Below are 26564 nucleotides of genomic sequence, written 5' to 3'. Positions count from 1 at the left end.
GCGAAGACAAGCCCTGACGCACAAATAATCACTCGATAAACAAGCTTGACCTTTGAGCAGGGCGGCCCTCTAATCTGGCAAACCAAAATTGGGCCGGGAGGCCACGCCCACATGAAAGCTGCGGCTTTCGCCTACGCCCGCGCGACCAGCGTCGTGAATGCGCTGGAGTTGCTTGCCGTGCATGGCGACAAGGCGAAGGTTCTATCGGGTGGCCAGAGCTTGATGCCGGCGATGAACTTGCGGCTACTATCGCCGGAGATTCTGGTCGATATCGGCGGCCTCGCCGAGTTGCGCGGCATTGCGATGAGGGGAGACGTCCTCGTCGTTGGCGCGCTGACCCGGCATGTCGACCTGCTCAGATCGCCGGAGATTGCGCTGCACGCACCGCTGTTGCGGCATGCCGTCAGCCACGTTGCCCATCCTGCTATTCGCAACCGCGGAACGATTGGCGGTAGCCTCGCTCACGCCGATCCCGCGTCGGAGTTGCCGGCCTGTGTTGTTGCGCTTGACGCCACGATCGTTGCTCGCGGTCCGACAGGCGAGCGGCGGATTGCTGCGACCGAACTTTTCAAGGGAATCTACGAAACTGCGCTGGCACGGGATGAATTGCTTGTCGCGGTCGAGGTACCGGTCCCAGGCCAGGGCTCGACGTTCTTCTTTCAGGAATATGCCCGGCGGCACGGTGACTATGCCATCGTCGGTCTTGCCGCGCGTGCTGTCGTCGCAGATGGCAAGTTCACGGATCTTCGGCTCGGCTTCTTTGCGGTTGGCGACCGCCCCTTGCTGGCAGCCGCCGCCGGCAAGCTGATCGATGTATCCGTGACTCCCGCGTTACTCGCAGAGGTTACGACAGCGCTCACCCGCGAACTCGACCCGCAGGAGGATCAGCAGGCGAGCCCCACGATGCGCCGACATCTCGCCGCAATCCTGCTCCGGCGCTGCGTGGCCGCATTGCTCGCGCGGCCCGAACTGGAAACGGGAGCGACGGCGTGAGCGCTCCGGTATCGGTTTCGCTTCTGGTCAACGGCGAGCCCATCGACGCCTTTGTCTTGCCGCGGCTCAATCTCGCGGATTTCCTTCGGGAGAATCTGAAGCTGACCGGAACGCATGTTGGTTGCGAGCACGGCGTCTGCGGCGCCTGCACCGTCCGGATCGATGGCGAGATCGTTCGCTCCTGCCTGATGCTGGCGGTCCAGGCGCAAGGCGCGTCGGTCGAAACCATCGAGGGGGTGTCCGACAGCGGTGAAATCGCCGACCTTCAGGCGGCATTCCGCGAACGCAATGCGTTGCAGTGTGGCTACTGCACACCTGGGATGCTGATGACGGCGCAGGATCTGCTGAAGCATACGCCCGAGCCTGATCGGCAAGCGATCCGAGAGCATCTCTCCGGAAATTATTGCCGCTGCACCGGCTATCAGGCCATCGTGGACGCTGTGCAGGCGACCGCCAAGACCCGTGCGGAGCGGCCGGCATGACAGTGACCCGTGCGCCAGCAGAGACGCTTTCGGTGCTCGATCGCCCGAACTCCTACATCGGCAAGACGGTGCCGCGGCCGAACCTCGACAGGTTGCTGCAGGGGCGTGGACAATACGTCAGTGACCTGGAACTGCCGCGCATGGCGCATGCGGTCTTCCTGCGGTCGCCATACGCCCATGCCAGAATCGTGGCGATCGATGCCGACGCGGCGCGACGTATGTCCGGCGTCATTGCCATCGTGACAGGTCGGGAACTCGAAGCTGTCATCACGCCGTGGGTCGGCGTACTCTCGCATCTGAAGGGACTGAAGTCGGCGCCGCAGCACGCGATCGCGGTCGACCGGGTCTGCTGGCAGGGTGAAGCGGTCGCGGCGGTTGTCGCAACCAGCCGCGCGGCGGCCGAAGACGCAATGGAACAGATTGCCGTTGACTACGAGGAGCTCGAGGCGGTCACGGATATGCGCACTGCGCTCGATCCGGCAACGCCTGTCATCCACGCCGCGCTTGGTGACAATCTTGCCTTTGAACGGACACTCGATGCCGGTGACGTCGACCACGCATTATCGGAATCCGAAGTCGTCGAGGCCGATTTCATCTTCGGGCGCCACACTGGCGTGACGCTTGAGCCGCGTGCCGTGGTTGCCGACTGGAATGCCGCCGAGGCGCGGCTCACGATCTATCAGGGCACGCAGGCGCCGCACATGGTGCAGAACATCGCAGCCCTGCATCTCGGGCTGAACGAAGCGCAGATCCGGGTGGTCTGCAAGGATGTCGGCGGGTCGTTCGGCATCAAGGTTCACATCTACGCCGACGAAATGGCGACATACGCACTGTCGAAGCTGTTGCGCCGGCCGGTCAAATTCGTGGCTGACCGTATCGAAAGCTTCAACACGGACATTCATGCCCGCGATCATCGATGCCGGGGGCGGATAGGCGTCAAACCGGATGGTACCATCACGGCCTTCGAGATCGACGACCTGACGGGGATCGGTCCCTATTCGATGTATCCGCGCACCAGCGCCATCGAGGCCAATCAGGTGGTCAACCTGGTCGGCGGGCCATATGTCACGCCGAACTACCGGGCCCGGGCGCGTGTCGTCTTCCAGAACAAGAACGTGATGTGCCAGTACCGGGCGGTCGGACACCCGATTGCCTGTTCGGTCACCGAAGGCCTGGTCGACCTTGCCGCGGCGAAGATCGGCATGGATCCCGTCGAGATTCGCCGGCGCAACCTGATCGCCGACGATGCCTATCCCTGTGCATCCCCCTCGGGCATGAAGTTCGAGCAGCTCTCGCATCATGCTTCGTTGGCCAAGCTGCTTCAGATGATGGACTACGACGCATTGCGTGCCGAGCAGGCAGCCTTGCGAGCCCACAACATCTATCGGGGCATCGGACTAGCCAGCTTCATCGAGGTCACCAATCCCAGTGCCGCCTTTTACGGTGTCGGCGGCGCGAAAATCTCCTCGCAGGATGGCGTTGCGGTTCGGCTCGACGCGCAGGGCTCGGTCATTTGCCAGACCAGCATCACGGAGCAGGGGCAGGGGTCCGAGTCGCTGACTGCCCAGATCGTCGGCAGCGTGCTCGGCGTCTCGATGGACCGGGTCCGGGTGACCCTGGGCGACACCGACAATACGCCCTATGGCGGCGGCACCTGGGCCTCGCGCGGCGCCGGCATCGGCGGCGAAGCCGCGTTGCAGGCGGCCAAGGCGCTGCGCCGGAACATTCTGGATGTCGCCGCGGCCATCCTGCAAACGACACCGGCCGGGCTCGATATCGTCAACAACAGTATCGTCAATGCCGACGACGGGGGGGCGCGGATCGAGCTGAACGAGCTGGCGCGGATCGTGTATTTTCGGCCGGACACGCTTCCGCCAGGCATCCAGCCTGAGTTGATGGCGACCCGACATTTCGTACCGCGGCAATATCCCTTCGCGTTCACCAATGGCGTTCAGGCCTCGTGGCTTCAGGTCGACACCGAGGCCGGGTTCGTGAAGCTGCTGAAGCACTGGGTTGTCGAAGATTGCGGCACCATCATCAACCCGCAACTGGTCGACGAACAGATCCGGGGTGGGGTTGTGCAGGGGCTCGGGGCGGCGCTGTTTGAAAAGTGTATCTATGACGAACGTGGTCAGCTGACCAACGCCAACATGGCGGACTATTTGGTCCCGATGTCCGGCGAGATGCCTGATATCGAGGTCGGCCACGTGGTATCGCCGACGCAGGAAACCGAGCTGGGAGCCAAAGGGGCGGGCGAGGCGGGCACAGCCGGCGCCGCAGCAGCGGTTGCCAACGCGGTCAATGATGCGCTGCGGCCGTTCGGCGCAACAATTACCGAGATTCCGCTCACGCCTCAGGTTATCCTGACGGCCTTGGGACGAATCTGAGGTGGAGACGTTCCAGGCAAAGACAAGACGATAAGCAAAACACAGACAGTTCTTGGGGAGGAATAGTCATGACGAAGAAGGTTGCCAAAGCCGGATCGATATCGCGGCGTCGTCTGCTGACAACGGCAAGCGCCGGTGCCGTTCTCGCCGTCTCACCGTTTCGCATCAATCTGCTGCAGGCCGAGGAAGCACCGATCAAGATCGGCTTCCCCGTTCCCTTGACCGGTCCCTATGGCGCCGAGGCGCAGGACCAGGTGCGGGCAGGTCAGCTGGCCGTCGCTCAGTTCAATGATGCCGGCGGCCTCAACGGCCGCAAGGCCGAGCTCGTCGTGCGCGACGACAAGCTCAATCCCGGTGAAGCGGCGACGCGGACATTGGAGCTGGTCGAGAAGGAGAAGGTGAATTTCGTCGTCGGCAGTCTGTCGGCGGCGGTTCAGCTCGCGATCAACAACGTCACCAAGGAACGCGGCGTCATCTTTAATTCGATCAGCCAGTCGGATGCCATCAATGAGGCGGCGGACTTCAGCAAATTCACCTTCCACGAAGCACTGAACCCGCACATGACCTCAGGCGCGGTCGGCCGCTATGCCTTTGCCAAGTTCGGCAAGAAGGTTGCGTTCCTCACGGCAGACTACGCCTATGGTCATGAGATGGTTCGCGGCTTCCTCGAGGTTGGCAAGGAATTCAACATCGAGAACCTCGGCGACATCCGCCATCCCTTGGGAACGACCGACTTCTCCACGCTGCTGCCGCGTCTTCAGGCGCTCAAGCCCGATATCCTCTGCATCAGCAATTTCGGTCGCGACCAGCAGATCGCGCTGAAGCAGGCAACTGACTTCGGCATCAAGAAATCGATCCAGATCATTGCGCCACTGCTTTCGCATGCCAGCCGCGTCGCGGCGGGACCCCAGGCATTCGAGGGCGTCGTCGGCGGCTGCTCGTTCTATTGGGGAATCGAGGACAAGTTCGCCTCGACCAAGGCGTTCAACGACGCATTCCGCAAGATGTACGACGGCAAGTTGCCGACCGACTACGGTGCGCTCGGCTATGGCGGCGTGCGGACCGTGCTCGAGGCGGTCAAGGGTGCCGGCAGTGTCGAGACCGACAAGGTCGTCGCGGCATTGGAAGCGCTCAAGTATGATTACTACAAGGGACCGCAATACTATCGCAAATGCGACCACCAGTCGGTGCAATCGGTGCTGGTGATCAAGTCGAAGTCCAAGGACATGAAGAACGAGTCCGATGTGTTCGAGGTCCTGTCGACCGAAGAACCCAACGAAAAGTACCTGCGCACCTGCGAGGCGCTCGGTCATAAGAGCTGAGCCGTGCGCCGGCGCGCGCCGCACGGCGGTGCGCGTCGTGCCGAGGGGGACAAATGGCGGGCCTGAGCTTTGACCTGATCGCGCTGCAACTGTTTGCCGGGTTGGCGCTCGGCGCGATCTACGTGCTGTTTGCGATCGGCCTCTCGCTGATCTTCGGGATGTTGACGGTCGTCAACTTCGCCCACGGCGCCTTCTACATGGTCGGCGCCTATGTCGGACTCTATCTGATCTCGATCGGGGGCAATTTCTGGATTTGCCTCATAGCTGTGCCGATCGTGATCGGACTGTTCGGCCTTGCCGTCGAGCGCGTGCTGATCCGGCCGCTCTACGGCCGCGGCATCGATTATCCACTGCTCCTGACCTTCGGGCTGAGCTACGTGATGGTCGAATGCGTGCGCATTGCCTTTGGCAAGACCGGATATCCGTTCGATACGCCGGAGGTTCTGCAGGGCGCGGTCGACATTGGTGTCGGCTATTTTCCGCTCTACCGCCTGTTCGTGATTGGCGCGACGGCCGTCGTTCTGCTGGCACTTTGGCTGTTCCTCGAGAAGTCCAGCTTCGGGCTGATTATCCGCGCCGGCGCGCGCGATCCGCAGATCGTCCGTGTCCTTGGCGTCGATGTTTCCAGGGTCTGGTTGATCGTGTTCGGGATAGGCACGGCGATCGCGGGATTTGCCGGCCTGCTGGCTGCCCCGCTTCAAGGTGTCATTCCGGAGATGGGCGGCACGATCCTCGCCGAGGCCTTCGTGGTGACGGTTGTTGGAGGGATGGGGTCGATCGGCGGCGCCGTATTGGCGGGCCTGCTGGTCGGCGTGGTGGTCAGCATGACCTCGTTGTTTGCACCCGAGATGGCCAAGGTATCGATCTTTGCGCTGATGGCGATCGTCCTGATCGTTCGTCCGCAGGGCTTCTTTGGCCGCGCCGGATTGATGAGCTGAGCCCGGCATGACCGACGCGACCGAATCCATCAAGGAGCCCCATACCACGACGGTCAGCTGGTACGAGTTCGCCACGCGGCACCGCGCCAGCATTGCAGCCGCGGTGATCCTTGTTTTCCCATTGCTGATGCCGTTCACCGCTCTTGCGGTGAACATCCTGATCTATGGGTTGTACGCTCTCGGCTTCAACCTCGTGTTTGGTTATCTGGGCCTTCTGTCGTTCGGTCATGCGGCGCTGTTCGGGACCGGTGCCTACCTCTGCGGCATTGCCATCGTGCACTTCGGCTGGCCATGGTATGCGGCGATCGCGGCCGGGGTTGCCGGCGGCCTGTTGATGGCGCTGGTGATTGGCGTGCTCGCGATCAGAACCCGCGGCATCTACTTCGCCATGGTGACAATGGCGCTGTCGCAATGTGTCTACTACCTCTTCTATCAGGCGGTTGACCTGACCGGGGGCGAGAACGGGCTTCGCGGCATCAACGTCCGCACCATCGATCTGTTTGGCCTGCGGATCGATTTCATCAACCCGATGATCCGGTATTACGTGATTGCGGCGTTCGTCATCGCCGCCTTCTTCGTGATGTCGCGCATTCTGGCCTCGCCATTCGGTGCCGTCATTGAAGCGGTGCGGGAGAACGAGATGCGGGCCCGGGCGTCGGGCTATGACGTCACCCTGACGCGATTGCTGACCTTCGTCCTGTCAGGTGGCTTCTGCGGCCTCGCCGGCGCCTTGCAGGCGCTGCACTTGTCGATCGTTCCGATCGAGATCCTGCACTACGAGACCTCGGGCCTTGTCGTGATGATCGCCCTGCTCGGCGGGATGGGGACATTCTTCGGGCCGATGATCGGCGCCGCGGTCTTCCTGGTCCTGGAGAACATCGTCTCGGTCTGGACTGTTCACTGGCAGTTAATCGTTGGCGCAATCTTCATTGCATGCGTGCTGTTCTTCCCGGCCGGCATTTGGGGCACGCTGATCGCGCGGGGCAAGCGATGACGGCTGCAGCAGGCCAAGCCGGCGAGATCATCCTGCGCACCCGGGGCGTCGGCAAGACGTTCGGCAAGTTTGTCGCGCTCAACAACATCTCGGCCGAGTTTTCCAGAGGGGCGATCACCTCAATCATCGGTCCGAACGGGGCCGGAAAGAGCACCTATTTCAACTTGCTGTGCGGTGCCTTTCCGCCGACGAAGGGCAGTGTCGAGTTCGAGGGCAGGGACGTCACCGGCCTGCCGCAGCATCGCTTCGCTCACATGGGGATCGCAAAGTCCTTCCAGATCACCAGCGTGTTTCCGCAGCTCACGACGCGTGAGAACATCCGCGTCGGCTTGCAGGCACTGGTGTCGCGATACGACATCTGGCGTCCGCGTGCGCGCCTGACCGAGCTGGTCGAGCGGGCGGACGAGCTATTGGCACTGGTCGGGTTGTGGGAATCCCGGGAACGTGCCGCCAAGACGCTGGCACATGGCGAGCAGCGGGCGTTGGAGATCGGCATGGCGCTTGCGAGCCGGCCTCGCTTGCTGCTGCTCGACGAGCCCACAGCCGGCATGAGCCCGGAAGAAACCCGGACCATGATGGATCTGATCGTGAAACTTGCCAAGGAGCGCACGGTCATCCTTGTCGAGCACAAGATGAAGCTGGTGCTCGGGATCAGCGATCGCATCCTCGTGCTGCACCACGGAGAACTGCTTGCCGAGGGAACGCCGCAGGAGGTCCGGCAGAACGAGGCGGTGAAGCGTGTCTATCTCGGCCAGCGGGAGCACTGACGAGATGCTCCAGGTCAGCAAGCTCAATGCCTGGTATGGTGCAAGCCACGCCTTGCAGGACATCAGTCTCGAGGTGACCAAGGGCGAGATTGTTTGCCTGATCGGCCGCAATGGAGCCGGCAAGACCACAACGCTGAAATCGATCATGGGCCTGATGGGGCGGACGCGCGGTTCGGTGACCTTCAAGGGCGAAGAGCTGCTGAACCGGCCGGCGCACGTGCGTTTCGCGTTGGGGCTCGCCTATGTTCCCGAAGAGCGGCGGATCGTGCAGGGACTGTCGGTGCGAGAAAATTTACGGCTTGGCCTGGTGGCATCAAAGCAAAAGAAGCGCGAGGCCGAACTGATCGACGAGATCGCATCGATATTCCCGCGACTGGCCGAGCGTATGGAGCAGGAGGCGGTCACGATGTCCGGCGGCGAGCAGCAGATGCTGGCGATCGCGCGGGCAATGATCGCAAAACCCGCCCTGATCATGCTGGATGAGCCGTCGGAGGGCATCATGCCTGTGCTGGTCGATGAGATGTTCGAGCTGTTCCGCAGCATGAAGGCGCAGGGAACGACGGTTCTGCTGGTCGAGCAGAATGTCGAGCTTGCGCTCGGTATCGCCGATCGAGCCTATGTGCTGGATCAAGGCTCGGTGGTGCACCAGGCCTCGGCGCAGGCGCTGCTCGCCGACGACGAGATCAAGGAGCGCTACTGCTCGGTGTGAGCAGGCGTTCCAGGTAGTGCTCCTGCGCGCGGCCCCGATCGGACCGTTACTCCGCAGCGCGCGCGATCGCGCCAGCCTTTCGATTGGTCACGACGACCTTGATCGCATCGTCGACACGATCCCGCGCATATCTCAGCGCCGTCGGCAGGTCGGCCAGCGGAAACGTATGCGTGTGGATCCTGGTGGCGTCGAACCGCTTCGCTGCCATCAGCTCCATGGCGCGGTGAGTGGCACTGCGGCCTTCGCCGCGGATGCCGTAGGCATAGATGTTGTTTCGGACCAGGTGCGCGATATCCAGCGTCGCGGCCTCGTGCGGGAAGGCGGCAAGACAGATCTTGCCGCCGCGATTCGTCATATGGATCGCCTGGTTGAGTGTCGCTTCGGTGCCGGCACATTCGACGACATAGTCAGCACCGATCCCCCCTGTTAGTTGCCTCACGACGTCAACGGCATCCTCGTCGTTGATATTGACAACGCGGTCGGCCCCCAGCTCCTTGCCGATTGCCAACCGCTTGTGGCGCGTTCCCGTCAGGATGACCGGGCTCGCGCCTAGCGCCTTGGCCACCGCCACTGCGAGCAGTCCGATCGGCCCCGGGCCGATCACCACGACGCTCTCGCCGGCCACCAATCCCCCCAATTCCGTCAAGCCATACATCGATGTCCCGGCGGTCACCACGAGCGTCGCTTCGGCATCGCTCATGGTATCCGGGACGCGCGCCAGCGTGTTGATGTGGTTCACCGCATACTCCGCGAATCCGCCGTCGGTCGTGAAGCCGTTGGCGCGGTGTCCTTTCTCCGGCTTTCCATAGTTGAGACACGACGTGTACATGCCCTGGCGGCAGCGTTTGCATTGGCCGCAGCCGGCATGGATCTCCACGCTGACCCGCTCGCCGATCCTGAACTCGTCGACTTCAGGGCCGAGCGCGGCGACCGTGCCCATGTACTCGTGACCCGGCGTGAAGTTCTTGTTGAAGGGCAGGCCGCCCTGAATGCTTGCCGGCGACCCGGCATGGATGATCTCGAGGTCGGTGGCGCAGATCGCAACTGCGTCGATGCGCACCAGCACTTCGGCACGCGACGGGATCGGCGTGGGCTTCTCGGAAAGGTGGAGCTGGTCGCGGTCACCGAGGATCCAGGCTTTCATCAGATCGGGGACGGGAAGGTCGGGCGATGTCTTGACGCCGGGCGGCTGGTACATGGGCGCTTCCTCTTTTGGCTGGCAGCCTAGCGCGAAACGCCGTGCTGCCGCGAGCATCCGGTGGCCGGCACGCTCCAATTGCTGCATGGCAGCAAGCGTGTCGCAAAACATTCATACGCGGCCTATACTTGGTCGCTCCGTTGATGTTGAAATCCTCATTGCATCCTCGTCCAGACCGGAGCCTCCCATGAAGACCGTCCGCCTTGTCCTTGCGTTGCTGGCGCTGACACTGCTCGCGCCGTGGCAATCCGCCAAGGCGGCCGACGTGATCTGCTACAATTGCCCGCCGGAATGGGCCGATTGGGCCTCGATGCTGAAGGCGATCAAGGCGGACCTCAACTACGATATCCCGCATGACAACAAGAACTCCGGCCAGGCGCTGGCCCAGATCCTGGCCGAGAAGAGCAATCCGGTCGGCGATATCGGCTATTTCGGCGTCACCTTCGGCATGAAGGCCAAGGCGCAGGACGCGCTTGAACCCTACAAGCCGGCGCATTGGGATCAGGTCCCCGCCGGCCTCAAGGACCCGGATGGCTATTGGACCATGATTCACTCCGGCACGCTCGGCCTGTTCGTGAACAAGGATGCGCTCGGCGGCAAGCCGGTGCCGGCTTGCTGGAAGGACCTGCTGAAGCCCGACTACAAGGGCATGGTCGGCTATCTCGACCCGTCCTCGGCGGCGGTGGGCTATGTCGGCGCGGTCGCCGTCAATCTGGCGCTGGGCGGCTCGCCGACCAATTTCGATCCGGCGATCACCTTCTTCAAGGAGCTGCGCAAGAACGATCCGATCGTGCCCAAGCAAACGTCCTATGCCCGCGTCGTTTCCGGTGAGATGCCGATCCTGTTCGACTACGACTTCAACGCCTACCGCGCGAAGTACTCGGAAAAGGGCAACTTCGAGTTTGTGATTCCCTGCGAGGGCTCGGTGGTGTTTCCCTATGTCGTCGGTCTCGTGAAGAACGCGCCCGACAAGGAGAAGGCCAAGAAGGTGATGGACTATCTCCTGTCCGACAAGGGGCAGGCGATCTGGACCAACGCCTATCTCCGTCCGGCCCGCCCGATCGAACTGCCGGCATCCGTGAAGGGCAAATTCCTCCCCGACAGCGACTATGCCCGCGCCAAGAGCGTCGACTGGGGCGAGATGGAAAACGTGCAAAAAGCCTTCGTCGACCGCTATCTCGCCGAGGTTCGCTGAGGCAATATGGTGCCCTTCGCGGGGCACCACTCTTCCGATGTCGCAAAAGTCCTTTGTCTGGCTCTGCCTGCTGCCGCTTGCGGTCGTGACCACGGCATTCTTCCTGTTGCCGATGGCACGGCTGGTGGTTGCGGGCGCCGAAGGGCCGCACGGGCTCGCCGGATATCTCGCCATCCTGACGGAAGGCCGCTATCGCGCGACATTGATCAACACCGTGCTGCTCGCGGCGGCAACCACGATCGTCACGCTGATCGTGGCAACCATTGCCGGGATGTTCCTGCAGCGGCACCGCTTTCCCGGGCGGGCCGTGCTGATCGCGATGCTGACCTTTCCGCTCGCCTTCCCCGGCGTGGTGGTCGGTTTCATGATCATCCTGCTGGCTGGGCGGCAGGGATTGATCGGCGATCTGTCGAACCGGATGTTCGGCGAGAAATTCGTGTTCGCCTATTCGATCTACGGGCTCTTCCTCGGTTATCTCTATTTCTCGATTCCGCGCGTGATCCTCACCATCATGGCGGCCGTGCAGAAGCTCGATGTCGGGCTGGAGGAGGCCGCGCGCTCGCTTGGCGCAAGCCCCTGGGCGGTGCAGCGCGACGTCGTGCTGCCGGCGCTGGCGCCGGCTTTCGTTGCGTCCGGCGCGATCGCGTTTGCCACCGCGATGGGGGCGTTCGGAACCGCCTTCACGCTGGCGACGAATATCGACGTGCTGCCGATGCTGATCTACACCGAGTTCACGCTGGCCGCCAATTTCGCGACGTCGGCGGCGCTGTCGGTGGGACTCGGCCTGATCACCTGGTTTATCCTGGCGCTCGCCCGCACGTTCAGCGGCAGCGCAGTCGCAGCGGCCGGGTGAACGCATGCGCGATCGCCTGATCTTCACCGGCCAGTTCATCTTCACGCTGCTCGTCGCGGCCTTCCTGGTGGTGCCTGCCGGGCTTTCGATCTCCGCCGGCGTGACCGTGAATTATTTCAGGGGCATCCAGTCCGGCGTGACGCTGCAATGGGTCGCGCAGGTCTGGGAGCTCTATGCCGGCACCATTCTGCTCTCCTTCGTGATCGCGTTCGCAACCCTTGCCGTCACGCTGCTCGCCGGTGTCCCCGCGGCCTACGCGCTCCATGCGCGGGGAGGCCGGCTTGCCCGCATCGTCGAGGAGATCATCACGCTGCCGCTGGCGATCCCCGGGCTCGCGATCGCGCTTGCGCTGTTGCTCACCTATGGCAGCTTCGGCGACTTCCGCCGTTCCTGGTTGTTCATCCTGGTCGGCCATGTGATCTTCACCATGCCGTTCATGGTTCGCTCGGTCATGGCGGTGTTTGCGACCGTGGACATCAAGACGCTGGATGAGGGGGCGGCCTCGCTGGGTGCCTCGCCATGGCGGCGGTTCTGCGATGTCATCGTGCCGAACGCGCTGCCGGGAATTCTGGCCGGCGCATTGATGGTGGTCACATTGTCGCTCGGTGAATTCAACCTGACCTGGATGCTGCATACGCCATTGACGAAGACGCTGCCGATCGGGCTCGCCGACAGCTATGCCTCGATGCGGCTCGAAGTGGCTTCGGCCTACACCCTGATCTTCTTCGTGATGATCATTCCGCTGCTGGTTGCGATGCAGCTACTGGCCGACAGGGATACCAAGCGATGAGTACGGCGGGACACGGTGCAGCGGTGCGGATCGAGGCGTGCGGCAAGACCTTTGCCGACGGGACCCGCGCGCTCGATCCCGCAACGCTCGACATTGCGCGCGGCGAGACGCTGGTGCTGCTTGGCCCATCCGGATGCGGCAAGACCACGATGCTGCGCATCATTGCAGGTCTCGAACTGCCGGACGCCGGCGGCAAGGTGCTGTTCGACGGCAAGGATATGACCTCGGTCCCGATCGAACGGCGCAATGTCGGGATGGTGTTTCAGTCCTACGCTTTGTTCCCCAACATGACGGTGGCGGACAATATCGCCTACGGGCTGAAGATCCGGGGTGTCCCCAGGGAGGAGCGTGCTGCGCGCGTTGCCGAACTGGTGGCTCTGACGAACATCACAGGCTTGGAGAACCGCCGTATCGACCAGCTCTCGGGCGGTCAGCGCCAGCGCGTCGCGCTGGCGCGTGCCGTCGCGATCCGGCCCGGCATATTGCTGCTTGATGAGCCGTTGACCGCGCTTGATGCCGCCTTGCGGGACCGGCTGCGGAGCGAGCTTAACCGGTTGTTGCGCGCACTCGGCGTCACGACGATCTACGTCACGCATGACCAGGCCGAGGCGATGGAATTGGGCGACCGCATCGTGGTGATGCGGAAAGGTGCGATCGCTCAGATCGGCACGCCGCGCGAGGTCTATTTCGCGCCGAAGGATCGCTTCGTGGCCGAATTCATCGGAGCGGCGAACATCGTGGAAGCTCCGATCGAGAACGGCGTATTGATGCTGCCCGGCGGGCGATTGCCGATCGAGGGTGGTGCGACGGCCGCGATTGCGACGGTCATGATCCGCCCCGAAACCATTCGCGTGACGAGCGCCGGGGCGGACGCGCTTTCGGGCGTCGTCGATTCCGTCAGCTTCATCGGCGACCGGCAGCGAATTGTCGTGAGCGGTGCATCGAGCAAGCCGCTTAATGTCGACGCGCCCAACACGATTCAAGCCAGGGCCGGTGATCGGGTCGGCCTGTCCATCGCGCCCGATGCGCTTCGTCTTCTGCCGTCCGAACCCTGAGATACATCGATGCCGTCGAAGCCCGTTCTCATCGCCCAGATATCCGATCTCCACATCAAGCCGCCGGGAACGTTGGCCTACGGCAGGGTCGATACCGCCAAGGCGCTCGAACGCTGCGTAGCTGATCTCAGCGCATTCGAGCCGGCGCCCGATTTCGTCGTCATCTCGGGTGACCTGGTCGATACGCCGTCGGTCGAGGAATACGATTATCTCAAGCGATTGCTCGCGCCGCTGCGCCTGCCGTTTGCCGGCATTCCCGGCAATCACGACTCGCGGCAGTGGATGCGCGAGGCGTTTCCGGCCGCGCCCTATGTTCGCGCGACGGGCCCGCTCGATCAGAAGATCGAGGTCGGCGGCATCGATCTCCTGCTGCTCGATTCAAGCGTGGCCGGCAAGCCCCACGGCATGCTCGAAGCGTCCACGTTGCAATGGCTGGATGAGGCGCTGGCGACCGCGGTCGACCGGCCGGCGCTGCTGTTCCTGCATCACCCGCCATTCAAGGGCGGCATCTGGCATATGGACCGGCAGGACCTCTTCAACGCCGACGAGTTGGCTGCCGTCGTCACGCGACACCCGCGTGCGCGGCTGATCGCATGCGGGCACGTCCACCGTGCCATGCTGACCACCTTCGCCGGGCTTCCCGTGACAATTTGCCCCGCGCCGAACCATGCGGTCGACCTGGACCTCGGGCAGCTTCGCGAACCGTCGTTCAAGGTGGAACCCCCTGCATTTCACTTGCACACGTGGTTTCCTGGGCAGGATTTTGGACAGTTGGTGACGCACCAGGTCCCCATCGGTCAGTTTGACGGGCCGCATCCGTTCTTTGGCCCGGACGGCAAACTGTTGTGAGTTGGCGGCGTTGCCCCTCCGACAGGCGGGTTTTGCCGGGCGAGATCGTCGTTGCTGGACCGGATATTCCGGATCACGGGCAGCGGCTGCCTGCAATTGAGCGTTGCATAAGCACGCATTTATTCCAAATTGTACTTGGATGATTTCTAGCGGATCGGACCATTGGTTGCTGTAGGCCCGCGGTGGGGTTATAGTCCTTTCTGCTTTCATTGATCGATGGCTCTGTCGGCGTCGCGCTGTGGCGCGCCGATTGAACGCAACACAATCAGTCTGGATCACGATGACCGGTGCGCCGCCCATTGAACGAACTGCCGGCGCGCCGTCGTTTGCGAACAACAAGCTATCGGTGCTGCGCAAGCATCCCTATTTCGCCGATCTCGAGCCCGAGGCGTTCGATCAGCTCTGTCGTTACGCCAAGCACATCACGCTGAAGCGCGGGACGACGATCTTCTCCAAGGGCGATCCCGGCACCAGTCTGATCGCGGTGATCTCGGGCACGGTGAAGATCAGCATCTCTTCGCCGGATGGTCGCAACGCCATCCTGAACCTGATCGAGGCAGGCGAGATCTTCGGCGAGATCGCACTGCTCGACGGCCTGTCGCGGACTGCCGACGCCACCGCCAACACCAATTGCGAGCTGTTCGTCATCGACCGGCGCGAGTTCATTCCGTTCGTGCGCAGCCAGCCGTCGCTTGCGATGAAGTTCATCGAGCTGCTGTGCGCGCGGTTGCGCTGGACCAGCGATCAGGTCGAGCAGGTGATCCTGCAGGACCTGCCGGGCCGACTGGCGAGCGCGCTGCTGCGTCTCAGCGACAAGCACAAGCCGCAGGGGCGCACCATCTCGATCACCCAGCAGGAGATCAGCGAGATGGTCGGCATGACCCGCGAGAGCATCAACAAGCAGCTCCGCGCGTGGGCGACACGCGGTTGGGTAAGGCTCGAGCATGGCGCGATCGTCGTGCTGAAGCCCGAGTCGCTGCAGGCGCTGGTCGACGCCGGCGCTGACGACGCCGAGTAGCCGCGCCGGCTGCGGGGCCGTCCCGCGTTTCACGAAATGGTGAGCCGAACAAGGCCTGTGAAATCATTCACATCGGCCTTGCGTGCCCTGCGGTAAGTGAGCCCCGGGTGGATCACGTCCGCACTGTGGAGGAATCCATGCAGGGCTCTTTCGACAACCGGCAACAGGACCCGGAGAATAATTATAGGAGCTTCAGCATCAAGCTGATCGCATTGCCGGTGCTCGTGATCGTTGCCTTGATCGGGATGCTGGTCAGTCACCCCGCGGCAGTCAAATGGATATCGGACGCGGCGCAAGCCGAGTTCGCCGGAACTGACGCCGTCGACTCTGACCCGCCGTCCAGGATTGCGCAGCCGGCGACAACGTCGCTGCCGCGCAACGAGATGCGGACCGTGAAGGCCAATTGATCGTTCTCGCCGTCGCCTCGCATACGGGCGCGACAACGGCAGTTCAGATCGTCCGACGGTCCGCTGCCCTCCTCACGCGGCAACGCCGAGCAGCCTCGCCGCGGTGCGGCCGAGAATGTTCGCCTTGTCGTCGTCGCTCAGCGTCGAGCAGGCGAAGATGTGGTCGACCGGTGCCAGTTGCCATGGATAGGGATAGTCGCTCCCGAGCACGATCTGGCCGGCGCCGACTTGGGCGGCGAGATGCCGGATCGCCTCGGGCGTGAAGATCAGGGAGTCGAAGTAGATCTGCTTGAGATATTCGGTCGGCGCCTTCTGGAGCTTGACCTCCGGATTGCATCCCTTCGGTCCGACCAGGCAGGGATGATCCGAGCGATCGGCATAGGAGGGGAGGTAGCCGCCGCCATGCGCGGCAATGATCTTCAATCCCGGGAAGCGGTCGAGCGTGCCCTCGAAGATCAAATGCGAGAGCGCGATCGTGGTCTCGAGCGGATTGCCGATGGTGTTGCCGAGCCAGCCATTGCCGGAGAGGCGCTTGCTGAGCTCGGGCACGCCCTGCGGATGGATGAACAAGGGGACGCCGAGTTCCTCGGCCTTGGCCCACACCGGATGAAACCTGGGATCTGAGAATTCGACCCCATCGACGACGCCGCCGATGGCCGCACCCTTCAGCCCCTGCTTCCTCACTGCTGTCTCCAGCTCCTGCACCGCAAGGTCCGGTGCCTGCAGCGTCAGCGAGGCGAAAGCCGCAAACCGGTCGGGCTTCGAGGCGCAGAGTTCGGCGAGCTTCTCGTTCTGGATCTTCACGATCTTGCCGGCGAGGTCGCGGTCGCGGTCGTACCAGAACGGATTGATCGAGAGCACCTCCATGTCGACGGCCTGCGCGTCCATCGCCGCCAGGCGCTTGTCGATCTCGATGAAGGCTTCCGCGGCGCCGTTGACCGGCGGCAGTTGATACTTTCCGGCGTCGGCGCCGAGCAGGACGCCCGCCTCGCGGAAGTGGCAATGCGAGTGAATGTCGATCGTCTTGACGCGTTTGCCGTCGACGCTGACCGGTAACTTCTGCCGCGATGGCTGTGCATTCGCGTTGTGGACGAGCCCGCAGCCGCAGAACACGATGCCTGCTGCCGCCGTCGCTCCCGCTTTCAGGAAATCACGCCTTGTGCTCATGACGATCGCCTCCCTGGTCTTTTTGTTATGGATGGCGAGCCTAGGGGATGACGGCTAGTGGTCGCAAGATCACACGCTGTGCGTGTCGCGCAATGTTGATCTGCTCAGACCGGCTTGATGCCGGCTTTTGCGATGATGTCGCGCCATTTCGGAACTTCATCCGCGATGCGCTTGCGCATGCCGTCGGGGCCGTTTGCCAGCACCTCGAATCCGTCGTTGCGCAGCTGGTCGGCGATCTCTGGCGTCTTCAGGATCGCAATCGATTTCGTCGACAGCAGCTCCACGATCGAGGAGGGCGTATGCGCAGGCGCGAGGAAGCCCTGAAAGGTGTCGGAGACGAAATCCTTGTAGCCGAGCTCGATCATGGTCGGCACATCGGGCAAATCGAACCAGCGATGGGTTCCCGTGACTGCGAGCGCCTTTAGCGCGCCTGACTCGATGTGCGGGTGGGCAGGCGGGAGGGCGGCGAACGCGACCTGGGTGGTTCCGCTCAGGATCGCCTGGATCGCGGGACCGGCGCCCGAGAACGGCACGTGCGTCATCTGGATCCGGCCGATGATCTTGAACAACTCTCCGGCGAGATGCGGCGTCGTCCCGAGGCCGGGGCTCGCATAGTTCAATTCGTCCGGGTTGGCCTTGGCGCGCGCAACCAGGTCGGCGACTGAATTGATGCCGAGCTTCGGGTCGACCAGGATCACGTTCGGCGAGGTGCCGAGTTCGGCGATGGGTGCAAAATCCTTGTCGGGGTCGTACGGGATCTTGCTGTAGAGGCCCGGGTTGACGACCAAGGCACTCGACGAGATCAGCAGGGTATAGCCGTCGGGATCGGCATGCGCCGCAAGGCCGATCCCGATATTGCCGCCGCCGCCGGGACGGTTCTCGACCACGATGGTGGCGCCGAGCGCTTCGCCGAGATGGCTGCCGAGGATACGCGCCATGATGTCGGTCGGTCCGCCCGGCGCGAACGGCACGATGATCTTGACGGGACGGTCCGGATAGCCGGCGGCGATTGCTTGCCGGGTGAGGGCGGCGATCGCCAGCGCGCCAGCGGCCGTCAGGATCGTGCGACGCGAGGGAGGGGCCGATCTGCTGCCTGTCATCGGAGATCCCTCATCCGCACCCCGACTTCTACAGATCGAACACCGCCACCGCGCGGATCGGCGATGCGGTGCCGCCGCGCCACTTCATCGGCAGACCGATGAAGGTGAAAGGTCCCTCGCCCAGCAGGGCCTCGAGATTGCACAGGCTCTCGATGTGAGTGATGTCGAGGTCGAGGCAGGCCTTGTGGACGAGCAGGTTCTCGTCGCTGTCGGGACCCGGCCGCATCGAGTCGATGCCGAAATGGACGATGCCCTGTTTCGCCAGCCACTCGGTGGCCGCGACATTGACGCCGGAATTGTCGGTCGAATATTCCTTGCGCGGAAAGGTCCGCGCGTGATGGCCGGTGCAGAGCAGCAGGGTGCCGCCCTTCGGGATCGGCCGCCCGGCCGCCTTCGCCGCCGTATCGAGATCAGATGGGGTGATCTCGGCACGCGGCGCAATGTGGCGCAGGTCGAGGCAGATGCCGGGGACGATGCACTTCTCCAGCGGATATTCATTGATCGGGATGCCGCTCGGGCCGAAATGTCGGGGTGCGTCGATGTGGGTTCCGCCGTGGTCGGGCATCGAGATGAACATCGATGCCAGCCCGTAGACATTCCGCGACTCCGCCAGCGCCTCCTCGTGGTTCTTCCACATCCCGTGCATGATTGGCGGATGGCCGGGATAGCTCGGTGTGCGGTGATAGAGCTCCCGGCTCAGGTCAATGATCCTCACGGCGGTGCCCTTTCTTGACGGAGCTGGCGCAGGCGCGCTTCTGCGGCGATGCTGACGCGTTTGCGGCTGTTCTGCAAGATGCCGCTTGCCCTCAGTGCAGGACCTGAAGCTGCCGCGGCAGCCAGAGCGAGATTTCCGGCAGATAGGTCACGCACATCAGGACGAAGAACATCACCGTGTAGAACGGCCAGATCTTGCGCATGACCTGCTCGATGGTGACCTTGCCGACCGCGCAGCCGACGAACAGGATCGCACCGACCGGCGGATGGCACAGGCCGATGCCGAGATTGAGCAGCATGATCATGCCGAAATGTACCGGATCGACGCCGAAGTTCTTCATGACCGGCAGCAGGATCGGCGTTGCGATCAGGATTGATGGCGCCATGTCGACCAGCGTGCCGAGCACCAGCAGCAGGACGTTGATCAAGAGCAGGATGACGTACTTGTTGTCGGAGATCGACAGGAAGAAGGCGGTCATCTTGGCCGGCATCTGGGTCAGGGCCATGATGTAGCCGACGCTGGAAGCGCAGGCGATCAGCGTCATCACCATCGCGACGGTACGCAGCGTGCGATGCAGCAGCACCGGCAGGTCGCGCCAGCGATAGTCGCGATAGATGAACATCGTGACGAAGAAGGCCCAGATGCACGCGATCGCGCCGGCTTCGATCGCGGTGAAGATGCCGCCGAGAATGCCGCCCAGGATGATGACCAGGGTGATGAGGCCCCAGGAGGCGTCGATGGCGATCCGGATTGCGTCCTTGGCCGGTACGGTCTGGCCGTGCGGATGCTTCTCGCGGTAGGCGACGGCGAGGCACAGGATGATCAGCGAGAAGCCGAGCAGCAGCCCGGGGAATACGCCGGCCATGAAGAGGGCGCTGATCGAAATCGTTCCGCCCGTCGCCAGCGAGAAGAGCACCGCATTGTGGCTCGGCGGTACCAGAAGGGCCTGAACCGACGAGGTGATCGTCAGGTTGGTCGCGAACACGCGCGGATAGCCATTCCGCTCCATCTGCGGGATCATCACCGAGCCGATCGCGGACGTATCGGCGACGGCCGATCCGGAAATGCCGCTCAGGAATGTCGTCGCCAGCACGTTGACGATCGAGAGGCCGCCGCGCAGACGGGTCAGCCCGACCAGCACGTCGGCGAACGCAACCAGGCGGCGGGCCATGCCGCCCTCTGCCATGATCGCGCCGGCCAGCACGAAGAACGGGATCGTCAGCATTGCGACCTTGCTGACGCCGTCGGAGATCTTGAGCATCACCGCCTCCAGCGGAATGCCGATCCACAAGGCGCCGACGATGGCCGCCATCGCCAGCGAGTAGGCGATCGGCATACCGATCAGGAAACAGAGCAGCATGGTCGCGAGCAGAATGGAGATGTCCATGATGGCCTCGCGGGGTCAGTCGATCGATGCGTCCTGGTGCGAGCCGATCGGGTCGGGCGGCGCACCGAGGAAGATCCGTTCGATGATGAACAGCAGCAGGCAGGCGCCGCCGATCGGAATCGGAAGATAGGTGACGCCGACCGACAGTGACGGAAAGTCGGCGATCGTGTTGTGCCAGGTCACGTCGACGAGCCGGTAGCCCCAGATGATCATGAAGAGCGCGATCAGGCCCATCAGGAGCTGCACGACGAGGTCGGCGAGCGCCCGGAGCGGGTCAGGCAGCTTGCCGGCGAAATAGCCGACATTCATATGCAGGTTGAGCCGATATCCCGCCGCCGCTCCGATGAAGGTCACGACGATGGTGAGCAGCACCGCGAGCGGTTCGGGCCAGGAGGCCGCGCTGTTCAGCACGTAGCGCGTGAACACCGCCCAGGGGATGACCGCTGAAATCAGGATCAGCGCGGCAGAGCCCGTGATGACGCAGGCAAGATACAGATAGTCCATCGCGCGGCGATATGATCCGGCCATGTCATGTCCTGTCGGATGTCGATGTCCCGTGTGGCGGCGTGTCAGGCAGACTGGATGCGTCCGATCATGTCCTGGTATTTCGGGCCGTATTTGTCCCATACCGGCTTCACCGCGTTCTGGAACGGCGCCTTGTCGGCGATCTCGATGATCTCGCAGCCGGCGGCTTTCGCTTTCTCCATCGCCTGCTGCTCGTAAGTGTTCCAGAGCCCGCGCTCTTCCATCTGCGCCTCGCGGGCAAGCTTCCTGATCAGCGTCTGGTCGTCGGCCGACAGCGCGGACCATGCCCGCTTCGAGAACACCAGCACCTCGGGAACGATCAGGTGCTCGGTGAGCGAGAAGTGCTTGGCCGCGGTGTAGTGGTTGCTGAAGACGTAGCTCGGAGGATTGTTCTCGGCGCCGTCGATGACGCCGGTCTGCAGCGCGCTGAACACCTGGTCGTAACCCATCGCGACGCCGTTGCCGCCGAGCGCATTCATCATGTCGATGAAGATCGGATTGCCGATGACGCGGAATTTGAGGCCCTTGATGTCGGCGATCGTCTTGATCGAATGCTTGGTGTTGTAGAGGCTGCGGGCGCCGGAATTCATCCAGCACAGTGCGACCAGCCCGGCATTGGGGCTTGCCGTGATTTTGTCCAGCAGCTCCTGGCCGATCGGGCCGTCCATCATCCGCTCGGCATGCGCCATGTTCTTGAACAGGAACGGCATGTTGACGACGTTGATGTCGTCGACGATCGGGCCGATCGAGCCCGCGCTGACACGCAGCATTTGGACCGCGCCGATCTGGGTCTGCTCGATGGTTTCCTTCTCGCCGCCAAGCTGCATCGAGGGGAACATCTGCAGCGACAGGCGGCCGTTGGTCGCCGCCGCGAGCTTCTTGCCGAGGCTTTCCGTCGCGACCACGGTCGGGTAGCCCGGCGGTTGCACGTCTGACGCCTTGAACACGGCCTTCGATTGGGCGAGGGCGGTCTGCGCCGAGGTCGCAACGGCAGCGCCAAGACCGGCGCCGATCTTGATGATGTCGCGACGGTTGAGCCCGGCGGCGCGGGTCCGCGATCGGTCTGTACGATTCATGTTATTTCCTCCCAAAGATGCCTTGCCGGAGTCCGGCCGCGGTCATGGCGGCTGGCTTTGCGCGTCGAAGAACTCCGGATTGTTGTGCTGGGTGGCCGAGATGTCGGCCAGCAGCCGTTCGAGATGTCTCGTCATCGCAGCTCCCGCGGCTGCCGGGTCGCGTGCTTCGATCGCGCCCATGACCGCTTCATGCTCGGCGATGACCTCGGCCATCCGCCCACGCTGCGGCAGCGTCAGCCAGCGGAAACGGTCGACGTGAACCTTGACCTGCAGGATCAGCTTCCAGATGCCGGGGTGCCCGGCAATTTCGGCGATGGCGGCGTGAAAGGCCTCGTCGGCCTGATGGAATGCCTCGCGGTCGCCGGCCTTGTCGGCCTCGCGCTGGCGTTCGAGGATCGCGTGCAGGCCGAGGATCTGGCTGGCGCTGGCGCGCTCGGTCGCCATGCGGGTCGTGGTTTCTTCCAGCGACCTGCGGACGATGATCGCCTCCGGGAGCGCAGCGAGCGGGATGCGCGAGACGAAGATGCCGGATTGCGGGAAAATCTCGACCAGGCCCTCGTCCGACAGGCGCAGGATGGCTTCCCGCACCGGGGTCCGGCTGACGCCATAGGAGCGCGCGATCTCGGCCTCGATGATCGGATCGCCCGGCCTGCGCTGCAACGAGACGAGCTCGGCGCGCAGCTCGGCATAGATCCGCGCCGCCGCCGTTGCGGTCCGTGGACGACCGGTCCGCCGTTGGCCGGCGAGGCGGCGAAGCTCCGATTTTTTCGGCGCGCGGGCGGGCATGCTTGCTCCCGGAATTGATATATTAGTATATGAAGCATTCGCTGAAGGCAAACACGCATCGCTCGCAACCCGGGAGGTCCGCATGACCGACTACCGCAAGCTGTTCGATCTCACCGGCAAGACCGCCGTGGTGCTTGGCGCCGCCTCGGGTATCGGGAAATCCTCTGCTGAAGCGCTGGCGTCGCTGGGCGCCCGCGTGCTGTGTGCCGATCGTACGCAGGAGGGGGCGGATGCGACCGCCACGGCGATCCGGGAGCAAGGCGGATCGGCAACCGCTGCCGCTTGTGATGCGGCCGACCGTGCGGACGTCGAGGCGCTGGCGGCGAAGGCGCTCGCGGAATTGCAGCGCGTCGACATCGCGGTCACCACGCCGGGGCTGAACATCCGCAAGACCATCCTCGACTACACCGAGGAGGATCTCGATCGCGTCATCAATCTCAACATCAAGGGCACGGTCTGGTTCTTCCAGGCGTTAGGCCGCATCATGGTCAAGCAGCAAGGCGGCAGCCTGATCGCCTGCTCCTCGGTGCGCGCCGTGACGATCGAGCCGGGACTCGCGGTCTATGGTTCGACCAAGGCGGCGATCGGCCTCCTGGTCAAGGGCTTCGCATCCGAGGTCGGCCGCTCCGGCGTCCGCGTCAATGCCATCGCGCCGAGCATCGCGGAGACCGCGTTGACCGGCCCGTTCAAGCAGCGGCCCGACATCTACGATCTCTATGCCGGCCACACCGTGTTCAATCGCTGGAGCAGCGCCGACGAAGTGGCCACCGCCGTTGCCTATCTTGCATCCGACGCGGCGAGCTATGTCAGCGGCAGCACGCTGTTCGTCGACGGCGGCTGGACGGCGGTTGATGGACCGCCGACGGGTCTCACCCAATTGGCGCGCTAGCTACGACGTGGTGTTGGAGATGAAACCGGCCTGACTGCGCAGGCCAGATGCATCCGTCGACGTCAGCAGCGCGATCAGGCGTTGCGCCTGCGGTGCAGCCGATGCCCGCGTTGTAACGGCAGCCGTATAGATGGTCGCGAGGGCGCATCCCGGCGGCAACGTGCCCGACAGCACGACACCGGGAGTGCTGATGATCTCGGTCGACTGCGTGCAACCGATCGGCCGCTTGTCTCGGGACTCGGCCAGATGCCGCATCGCCGTCGCACCGTTCGGAAAGACCTTCAGGCGGTCGGCGACGGCGTCAGTGATGCCGAGTTGTGCGAGCACCTTGGCGACATGAATTCCGGCGGTCGACGCCTTGGTATCCGGCACGAAGATCGCGTCCGCAGCGAGCAGCACAGTACGCAGGCTTGCCGGGTCCTCGGCGCGCGCAAGCGGATCGCCGGCGCGGACCGCGAGCGCCGTTTCAACGCGGCCGATGTCGGCGATCGAACTGCGCAAGACCAGCCCTTCGTCGGCAAGCGTCGCGATCAGCGCGGCAGTCAGGATGACGATGTCGGTTGCAACACCGGCCCGCAACCTGTCGGCCATGGCGCCGACCGCGCCAAAGTCACCGGCAATGCCGAGGCCGGTTTCGGCTTCAAACGCAGGCGCAAGGCTGCGCACCAGGCCCTGCGCTGCGCCGCCGCTCAGGATGTTCAACGTCTTCATAGGCCCTGTTCCATCACCCCGGTCCTGCCGCCACGTGCCTATTCGGCCTTGTCTAGTCGTTTGACTACGTCCGCCCACTTCACGATATCGGCGCGCAGGAACCCGCCGAATGCCTCCGGCGTCATCGTCATCGGCACCGCGCCCTGTTCGGCCCAGAGCTTTTCGACTTCCGGCCGCTTGATCGCAGCGCTCACGGCCGTGTTGAGCTTGTCGATGATCGGCTTCGGTGTCCCCGCTGGCGTCATCAGGCCGAGCCAGATCGTCGCTTCATAGCCGGACACGCCCGCCTCGATGACGGTGGGAATGTTGGGCAGCACCGCGGAACGCGTCTTGCCGGTTGTGGCGAGCGCGCGCACCTGGTTTTCAGCAATGTTCGGCGCCATCGCCGGAACGGCATCGATCATCATCTGGACCTGGCCACCGATGACGCCGCTGCGGGCTTCGCCACTGTTGCGGTAGGGCACGTGCACGATGTTGATGCCGGCCATGGCTTTGAACAATTCGCCCGCCATGTGGTACGGCGTCCCCTGGCCCGACGAGGCGTAGTTCAGCTTTCCGGGCTCTGCCTTTGCGAGCGCGATAAGTTCCTGCAGCGTCCTGGCCGGCACGGCGGGGTGGACCACGATCACGAGATCCGAAGTGTTCAGGGATGCGACCGGGGTCAGGTCGCGCATCAGCTCGTATTTGCGTTGCGGCACCAGCGATTCATTCGCGGTCTGGGTGTTCGACATCATCAGCAGGGTGTAGCCGTCGGCCGGCGCCTTCGCGACCTCGAGCGTGCCGATCACGCCGCCGGCGCCGGTGCGGTTCTCGACCACAAAGGGCTGGCCGAGGCTTTCCTGCAAGATGCTGCCGATCTGCCGCGCAACGACGTCGGCCGGACCGCCGGGGCCAAAAGGAACGATGATCCTGACCGGCCGCGCGGGATAGTCCTCGGCGTCGGCATGTGAGCCCGACATCGACGCGGTCAGCAATGCCGCGACACACATCAAGGCGTACCGAAAGCTCGCCATTGATCGCCTCCCCCCAACTTTAGTCTTCTTTCTTGACGAGAAGTCTAGCTGCAACCTGAAGGCTCTGTCGACGACAGACTCTGTCTTCACGCATCGGAATATCGGCGGGAAGACGGTGTACCAACTTCGCCATCACGTGCGGGGAATCAGATGAGGAAACATTCCGGGCTATCGCGCCGCGATCTGCTGAAGGGCTCCAGCGCCGTGCTGGCGGGCGCCGCATTGTCGTCGCGCGTGATGGCCGCCGCGCCACCCGCGGAACCGGTGACGCCGGCGCTGATCGAGGCGGCGAAGAAAGAGGGGCAGATCGTCTACTACACCTCGACCGATCTGCCGGTCGCCGAGAAGCTGGCGAAGGCATTCGAAGCGAAATATGCCGGGATCACCGTACGGGTCGAACGCACCGGCGCGGAGCGGGTGTTCCAGCGGGTCGGCCAGGAATATTCCAGCAACATTCATGCGGTCGACGTCGTCAATTCCTCCGACGCCGCACATTTCATCGTGTGGAAGCGCGACGGCATTCTGGCGCCCTATGTCCCGGAGGAGGTCGCGAAATATTATCCGGACGAGCATCGCGATCCAGACGGACAGTTCGCAAGCTTCCGGGTCTGGCTGTCGATCATTGCCTACAACACCAATCTCGTGAAGGCCGAGGAGGCGCCGAAGAGCTTTGCCGATCTGCTCGATCCGAAATGGAAGGGCAAGATCGTGAAGGGGCATCCCGGCTATAGCGGCACCATCATGACCGCGACCTATCAGATGCAGCGCGATCTCGGCTGGAGCTTCTTCGAGCAGCTCGCCAAGCAGAACATCATGCAGGTGCAGTCTTCGACCGATCCGCCGAAGAAGCTCGACCTCGGCGAGCGGGCTGTGATGGCCGACGGCAACGAGTACAACATCTTTCAGCTGAAGGAAGCCGGCCGCCCGGTCGAGCCGGTCTATGCCACCGAGGGGTCGCCGATCATCGTCGGCCCCAACGGGATCTTCAAGGACTGTCCGCATCCCAACGCGGCAAGGCTGTTTCAGTCGTTCGCGCTCGGGCGTGAGGGGCAGCAGCTCAATGTCGAGATCGGCGGCCTCAGGTCCGTCCATGCGCAGGCCCAGGAGAAAGCCGGGCGCAAGCCGTTGAAGGACATCAAGACGATGAAGGACGATCCCGTGGCGGTGGAACGGGAAGGCGAATCGATCAAGGCGCGCTACACCCGCATCTTCCACGTTTGACCGACGGTTGAGGCCGG

At 63.5% G+C, this 26564-nt stretch carries 27 protein-coding genes; 17 read left to right on the top strand and 10 right to left on the bottom strand.

All coding sequences use genetic code 11. From position 1 onward, the window contains the following. Positions 1-45: 45 nt before the first annotated feature. From CK489_RS35550 to CK489_RS35515, 8 genes are all read left to right on the top strand, one after another. Positions 46-993 carry an FAD binding domain-containing protein gene (locus tag CK489_RS35550; RefSeq protein WP_502694157.1) on the top strand — a complete coding sequence of 316 codons (948 nt, stop codon included), beginning with the start codon at positions 46-48 and terminating at the stop codon, positions 991-993. Further along, entirely contained in the window at positions 990-1475 is a 486-nt protein-coding gene (locus CK489_RS35545; protein ID WP_095735552.1) for a (2Fe-2S)-binding protein, read from the top strand. Before CK489_RS35550 ends, CK489_RS35545 begins: the two co-directional genes overlap by 4 nt. Next, positions 1472-3862, top strand: coding sequence for a xanthine dehydrogenase family protein molybdopterin-binding subunit (locus tag CK489_RS35540; RefSeq protein ID WP_095735551.1), 2391 nt, complete (start codon positions 1472-1474; stop codon positions 3860-3862). Before CK489_RS35545 ends, CK489_RS35540 begins: the two co-directional genes overlap by 4 nt. Positions 3863-3930: 68 nt before the next feature. Further along, positions 3931-5184: an ABC transporter substrate-binding protein gene (locus CK489_RS35535; protein ID WP_050628586.1), complete on the top strand. Its 1254-nt coding sequence runs from the start codon at positions 3931-3933 to the stop codon at positions 5182-5184. A 53-nt stretch (positions 5185-5237) separates the two neighbouring features. Continuing rightward, positions 5238-6122, top strand: coding sequence for a branched-chain amino acid ABC transporter permease (locus tag CK489_RS35530; RefSeq protein WP_095735550.1), 885 nt, complete (start codon positions 5238-5240; stop codon positions 6120-6122). A gap of 7 nt (positions 6123-6129) precedes the next feature. Further along, positions 6130-7116, top strand: a complete 987-nt coding sequence (locus CK489_RS35525; RefSeq protein WP_095735549.1) for a branched-chain amino acid ABC transporter permease — start codon at positions 6130-6132, stop codon at positions 7114-7116. After that, a complete protein-coding gene (locus CK489_RS35520) occupies positions 7113-7883 on the top strand; it encodes an ABC transporter ATP-binding protein (protein ID WP_095735548.1) in 771 nt (256 codons plus the stop codon). The genes CK489_RS35525 and CK489_RS35520 overlap by 4 nt, the downstream gene beginning before the upstream one ends. Positions 7884-7887: 4 nt before the next feature. Then, positions 7888-8592, top strand: coding sequence for an ABC transporter ATP-binding protein (locus CK489_RS35515; RefSeq protein WP_095735547.1), 705 nt, complete (start codon positions 7888-7890; stop codon positions 8590-8592). Positions 8593-8638: 46 nt separating this feature from the next. Here the strand turns inward: CK489_RS35515 and CK489_RS35510 are convergent, their stop codons facing one another. Beyond that, positions 8639-9790, bottom strand: coding sequence for a zinc-dependent alcohol dehydrogenase (locus CK489_RS35510; RefSeq protein WP_095735546.1), 1152 nt, complete (start codon positions 9788-9790; stop codon positions 8639-8641). A 187-nt stretch (positions 9791-9977) separates the two neighbouring features. Here CK489_RS35510 and CK489_RS35505 point away from each other — a divergent pair, with 187 nt between their 5' ends. The 7 genes from CK489_RS35505 (at position 9978) to CK489_RS35475 (ending at position 15957) form a co-directional block, all read left to right on the top strand. Further along, positions 9978-10985, top strand: coding sequence for an ABC transporter substrate-binding protein (locus CK489_RS35505; protein WP_095735545.1), 1008 nt, complete (start codon positions 9978-9980; stop codon positions 10983-10985). Between the two features lie 37 nt (positions 10986-11022). Beyond that, a complete protein-coding gene (locus CK489_RS35500) occupies positions 11023-11838 on the top strand; it encodes an ABC transporter permease (RefSeq protein ID WP_050628579.1) in 816 nt (271 codons plus the stop codon). Positions 11839-11842: 4 nt separating this feature from the next. After that, on the top strand, positions 11843-12628 hold the full coding sequence (locus CK489_RS35495; RefSeq protein WP_050628578.1) for an ABC transporter permease: 786 nt from the start codon (positions 11843-11845) through the stop codon (positions 12626-12628). Beyond that, positions 12625-13683 carry an ABC transporter ATP-binding protein gene (locus tag CK489_RS35490; RefSeq protein ID WP_095735544.1) on the top strand — a complete coding sequence of 353 codons (1059 nt, stop codon included), beginning with the start codon at positions 12625-12627 and terminating at the stop codon, positions 13681-13683. Before CK489_RS35495 ends, CK489_RS35490 begins: the two co-directional genes overlap by 4 nt. Positions 13684-13692: 9 nt before the next feature. Further along, complete coding sequence (locus tag CK489_RS35485) at positions 13693-14532, top strand: phosphodiesterase (protein WP_095735543.1); 840 nt, start codon at positions 13693-13695, stop codon at positions 14530-14532. A 280-nt stretch (positions 14533-14812) separates the two neighbouring features. After that, a complete protein-coding gene (locus tag CK489_RS35480) occupies positions 14813-15550 on the top strand; it encodes a Crp/Fnr family transcriptional regulator (protein ID WP_050628575.1) in 738 nt (245 codons plus the stop codon). 137 nt (positions 15551-15687) lie between these two features. After that, positions 15688-15957 carry a hypothetical protein gene (locus CK489_RS35475; RefSeq protein WP_095735542.1) on the top strand — a complete coding sequence of 90 codons (270 nt, stop codon included), beginning with the start codon at positions 15688-15690 and terminating at the stop codon, positions 15955-15957. Between the two features lie 72 nt (positions 15958-16029). Here the strand turns inward: CK489_RS35475 and CK489_RS35470 are convergent, their stop codons facing one another. From CK489_RS35470 to CK489_RS35440, 7 genes are all read right to left on the bottom strand, one after another. Continuing rightward, positions 16030-17124: an amidohydrolase family protein gene (locus CK489_RS35470; RefSeq protein WP_095735541.1), complete on the bottom strand. Its 1095-nt coding sequence runs from the start codon at positions 17122-17124 to the stop codon at positions 16030-16032. A 104-nt stretch (positions 17125-17228) separates the two neighbouring features. Further along, a complete protein-coding gene (locus CK489_RS35465; RefSeq protein ID WP_095735540.1) occupies positions 17229-18224 on the bottom strand; it encodes a Bug family tripartite tricarboxylate transporter substrate binding protein in 996 nt (331 codons plus the stop codon). Between the two features lie 28 nt (positions 18225-18252). After that, positions 18253-18939 (bottom strand): cyclase family protein, encoded by a 687-nt coding sequence (locus CK489_RS35460; RefSeq protein ID WP_158226544.1) that lies wholly within the window; start codon positions 18937-18939, stop codon positions 18253-18255. A 91-nt stretch (positions 18940-19030) separates the two neighbouring features. Next, positions 19031-20326: a TRAP transporter large permease gene (locus CK489_RS35455; RefSeq protein WP_095735538.1), complete on the bottom strand. Its 1296-nt coding sequence runs from the start codon at positions 20324-20326 to the stop codon at positions 19031-19033. A gap of 15 nt (positions 20327-20341) precedes the next feature. Continuing rightward, a complete protein-coding gene (locus tag CK489_RS35450; RefSeq protein ID WP_050630262.1) occupies positions 20342-20854 on the bottom strand; it encodes a TRAP transporter small permease in 513 nt (170 codons plus the stop codon). Positions 20855-20895: 41 nt separating this feature from the next. Further along, a complete protein-coding gene (locus tag CK489_RS35445) occupies positions 20896-21927 on the bottom strand; it encodes a TRAP transporter substrate-binding protein (protein WP_095735537.1) in 1032 nt (343 codons plus the stop codon). 42 nt (positions 21928-21969) lie between these two features. After that, positions 21970-22713, bottom strand: coding sequence for a GntR family transcriptional regulator (locus CK489_RS35440; RefSeq protein WP_095735536.1), 744 nt, complete (start codon positions 22711-22713; stop codon positions 21970-21972). Positions 22714-22795: 82 nt separating this feature from the next. Here CK489_RS35440 and CK489_RS35435 point away from each other — a divergent pair, with 82 nt between their 5' ends. Next, on the top strand, positions 22796-23602 hold the full coding sequence (locus tag CK489_RS35435) for an SDR family NAD(P)-dependent oxidoreductase (RefSeq protein WP_095735535.1): 807 nt from the start codon (positions 22796-22798) through the stop codon (positions 23600-23602). On the opposite strand, the gene CK489_RS35430 is transcribed toward CK489_RS35435, so the two are convergent. Beyond that, complete coding sequence (locus CK489_RS35430; protein WP_095735534.1) at positions 23603-24313, bottom strand: molybdate ABC transporter substrate-binding protein; 711 nt, start codon at positions 24311-24313, stop codon at positions 23603-23605. A 38-nt stretch (positions 24314-24351) separates the two neighbouring features. Further along, complete coding sequence (locus CK489_RS35425; RefSeq protein ID WP_502694164.1) at positions 24352-25302, bottom strand: tripartite tricarboxylate transporter substrate binding protein; 951 nt, start codon at positions 25300-25302, stop codon at positions 24352-24354. 174 nt (positions 25303-25476) lie between these two features. Here CK489_RS35425 and CK489_RS35420 point away from each other — a divergent pair, with 174 nt between their 5' ends. Further along, on the top strand, positions 25477-26547 hold the full coding sequence (locus tag CK489_RS35420) for an ABC transporter substrate-binding protein (RefSeq protein ID WP_245350633.1): 1071 nt from the start codon (positions 25477-25479) through the stop codon (positions 26545-26547). The last annotated feature ends 17 nt before the right edge of the window (positions 26548-26564 follow it).

It is taken from the genome of Bradyrhizobium sp. UFLA03-84 (assembly GCF_002289535.1).
GTDB lineage: Bacteria > Pseudomonadota > Alphaproteobacteria > Rhizobiales > Xanthobacteraceae > Bradyrhizobium > Bradyrhizobium viridifuturi.
This window is presented reverse-complemented; position numbering and strand designations above follow the sequence as displayed.

Excerpts from the sequence above, each read along its gene's own strand:
- CK489_RS35510 (WP_095735546.1), bottom strand. The coding sequence starts at position 9,790 with ATGTACCAGCCGCCCGGCGTCAAGACATCGCCCGACCTTCCCGTCCCC.
- CK489_RS35520 (WP_095735548.1), top strand. The coding sequence starts at position 7,113 with ATGACGGCTGCAGCAGGCCAAGCCGGCGAGATCATCCTGCGCACCCGG.
- CK489_RS35495 (WP_050628578.1), top strand. The coding sequence starts at position 11,843 with ATGCGCGATCGCCTGATCTTCACCGGCCAGTTCATCTTCACGCTGCTC.
- CK489_RS35500 (WP_050628579.1), top strand. The coding sequence starts at position 11,023 with ATGTCGCAAAAGTCCTTTGTCTGGCTCTGCCTGCTGCCGCTTGCGGTC.
- CK489_RS35470 (WP_095735541.1), bottom strand. The coding sequence starts at position 17,124 with ATGAGCACAAGGCGTGATTTCCTGAAAGCGGGAGCGACGGCGGCAGCA.
- CK489_RS35490 (WP_095735544.1), top strand. The coding sequence starts at position 12,625 with ATGAGTACGGCGGGACACGGTGCAGCGGTGCGGATCGAGGCGTGCGGC.
- CK489_RS35530 (WP_095735550.1), top strand. The coding sequence starts at position 5,238 with ATGGCGGGCCTGAGCTTTGACCTGATCGCGCTGCAACTGTTTGCCGGG.
- CK489_RS35525 (WP_095735549.1), top strand. The coding sequence starts at position 6,130 with ATGACCGACGCGACCGAATCCATCAAGGAGCCCCATACCACGACGGTC.
- CK489_RS35455 (WP_095735538.1), bottom strand. The coding sequence starts at position 20,326 with ATGGACATCTCCATTCTGCTCGCGACCATGCTGCTCTGTTTCCTGATC.
- CK489_RS35435 (WP_095735535.1), top strand. The coding sequence starts at position 22,796 with ATGACCGACTACCGCAAGCTGTTCGATCTCACCGGCAAGACCGCCGTG.
- CK489_RS35450 (WP_050630262.1), bottom strand. The coding sequence starts at position 20,854 with ATGGCCGGATCATATCGCCGCGCGATGGACTATCTGTATCTTGCCTGC.
- CK489_RS35475 (WP_095735542.1), top strand. The coding sequence starts at position 15,688 with ATGCAGGGCTCTTTCGACAACCGGCAACAGGACCCGGAGAATAATTAT.
- CK489_RS35485 (WP_095735543.1), top strand. The coding sequence starts at position 13,693 with ATGCCGTCGAAGCCCGTTCTCATCGCCCAGATATCCGATCTCCACATC.
- CK489_RS35465 (WP_095735540.1), bottom strand. The coding sequence starts at position 18,224 with ATGACAGGCAGCAGATCGGCCCCTCCCTCGCGTCGCACGATCCTGACG.
- CK489_RS35505 (WP_095735545.1), top strand. The coding sequence starts at position 9,978 with ATGAAGACCGTCCGCCTTGTCCTTGCGTTGCTGGCGCTGACACTGCTC.
- CK489_RS35540 (WP_095735551.1), top strand. The coding sequence starts at position 1,472 with ATGACAGTGACCCGTGCGCCAGCAGAGACGCTTTCGGTGCTCGATCGC.
- CK489_RS35535 (WP_050628586.1), top strand. The coding sequence starts at position 3,931 with ATGACGAAGAAGGTTGCCAAAGCCGGATCGATATCGCGGCGTCGTCTG.
- CK489_RS35515 (WP_095735547.1), top strand. The coding sequence starts at position 7,888 with ATGCTCCAGGTCAGCAAGCTCAATGCCTGGTATGGTGCAAGCCACGCC.
- CK489_RS35445 (WP_095735537.1), bottom strand. The coding sequence starts at position 21,927 with ATGAATCGTACAGACCGATCGCGGACCCGCGCCGCCGGGCTCAACCGT.
- CK489_RS35420 (WP_245350633.1), top strand. The coding sequence starts at position 25,477 with ATGAGGAAACATTCCGGGCTATCGCGCCGCGATCTGCTGAAGGGCTCC.
- CK489_RS35425 (WP_502694164.1), bottom strand. The coding sequence starts at position 25,302 with ATGTGTGTCGCGGCATTGCTGACCGCGTCGATGTCGGGCTCACATGCC.
- CK489_RS35440 (WP_095735536.1), bottom strand. The coding sequence starts at position 22,713 with ATGCCCGCCCGCGCGCCGAAAAAATCGGAGCTTCGCCGCCTCGCCGGC.
- CK489_RS35430 (WP_095735534.1), bottom strand. The coding sequence starts at position 24,313 with ATGAAGACGTTGAACATCCTGAGCGGCGGCGCAGCGCAGGGCCTGGTG.
- CK489_RS35480 (WP_050628575.1), top strand. The coding sequence starts at position 14,813 with ATGACCGGTGCGCCGCCCATTGAACGAACTGCCGGCGCGCCGTCGTTT.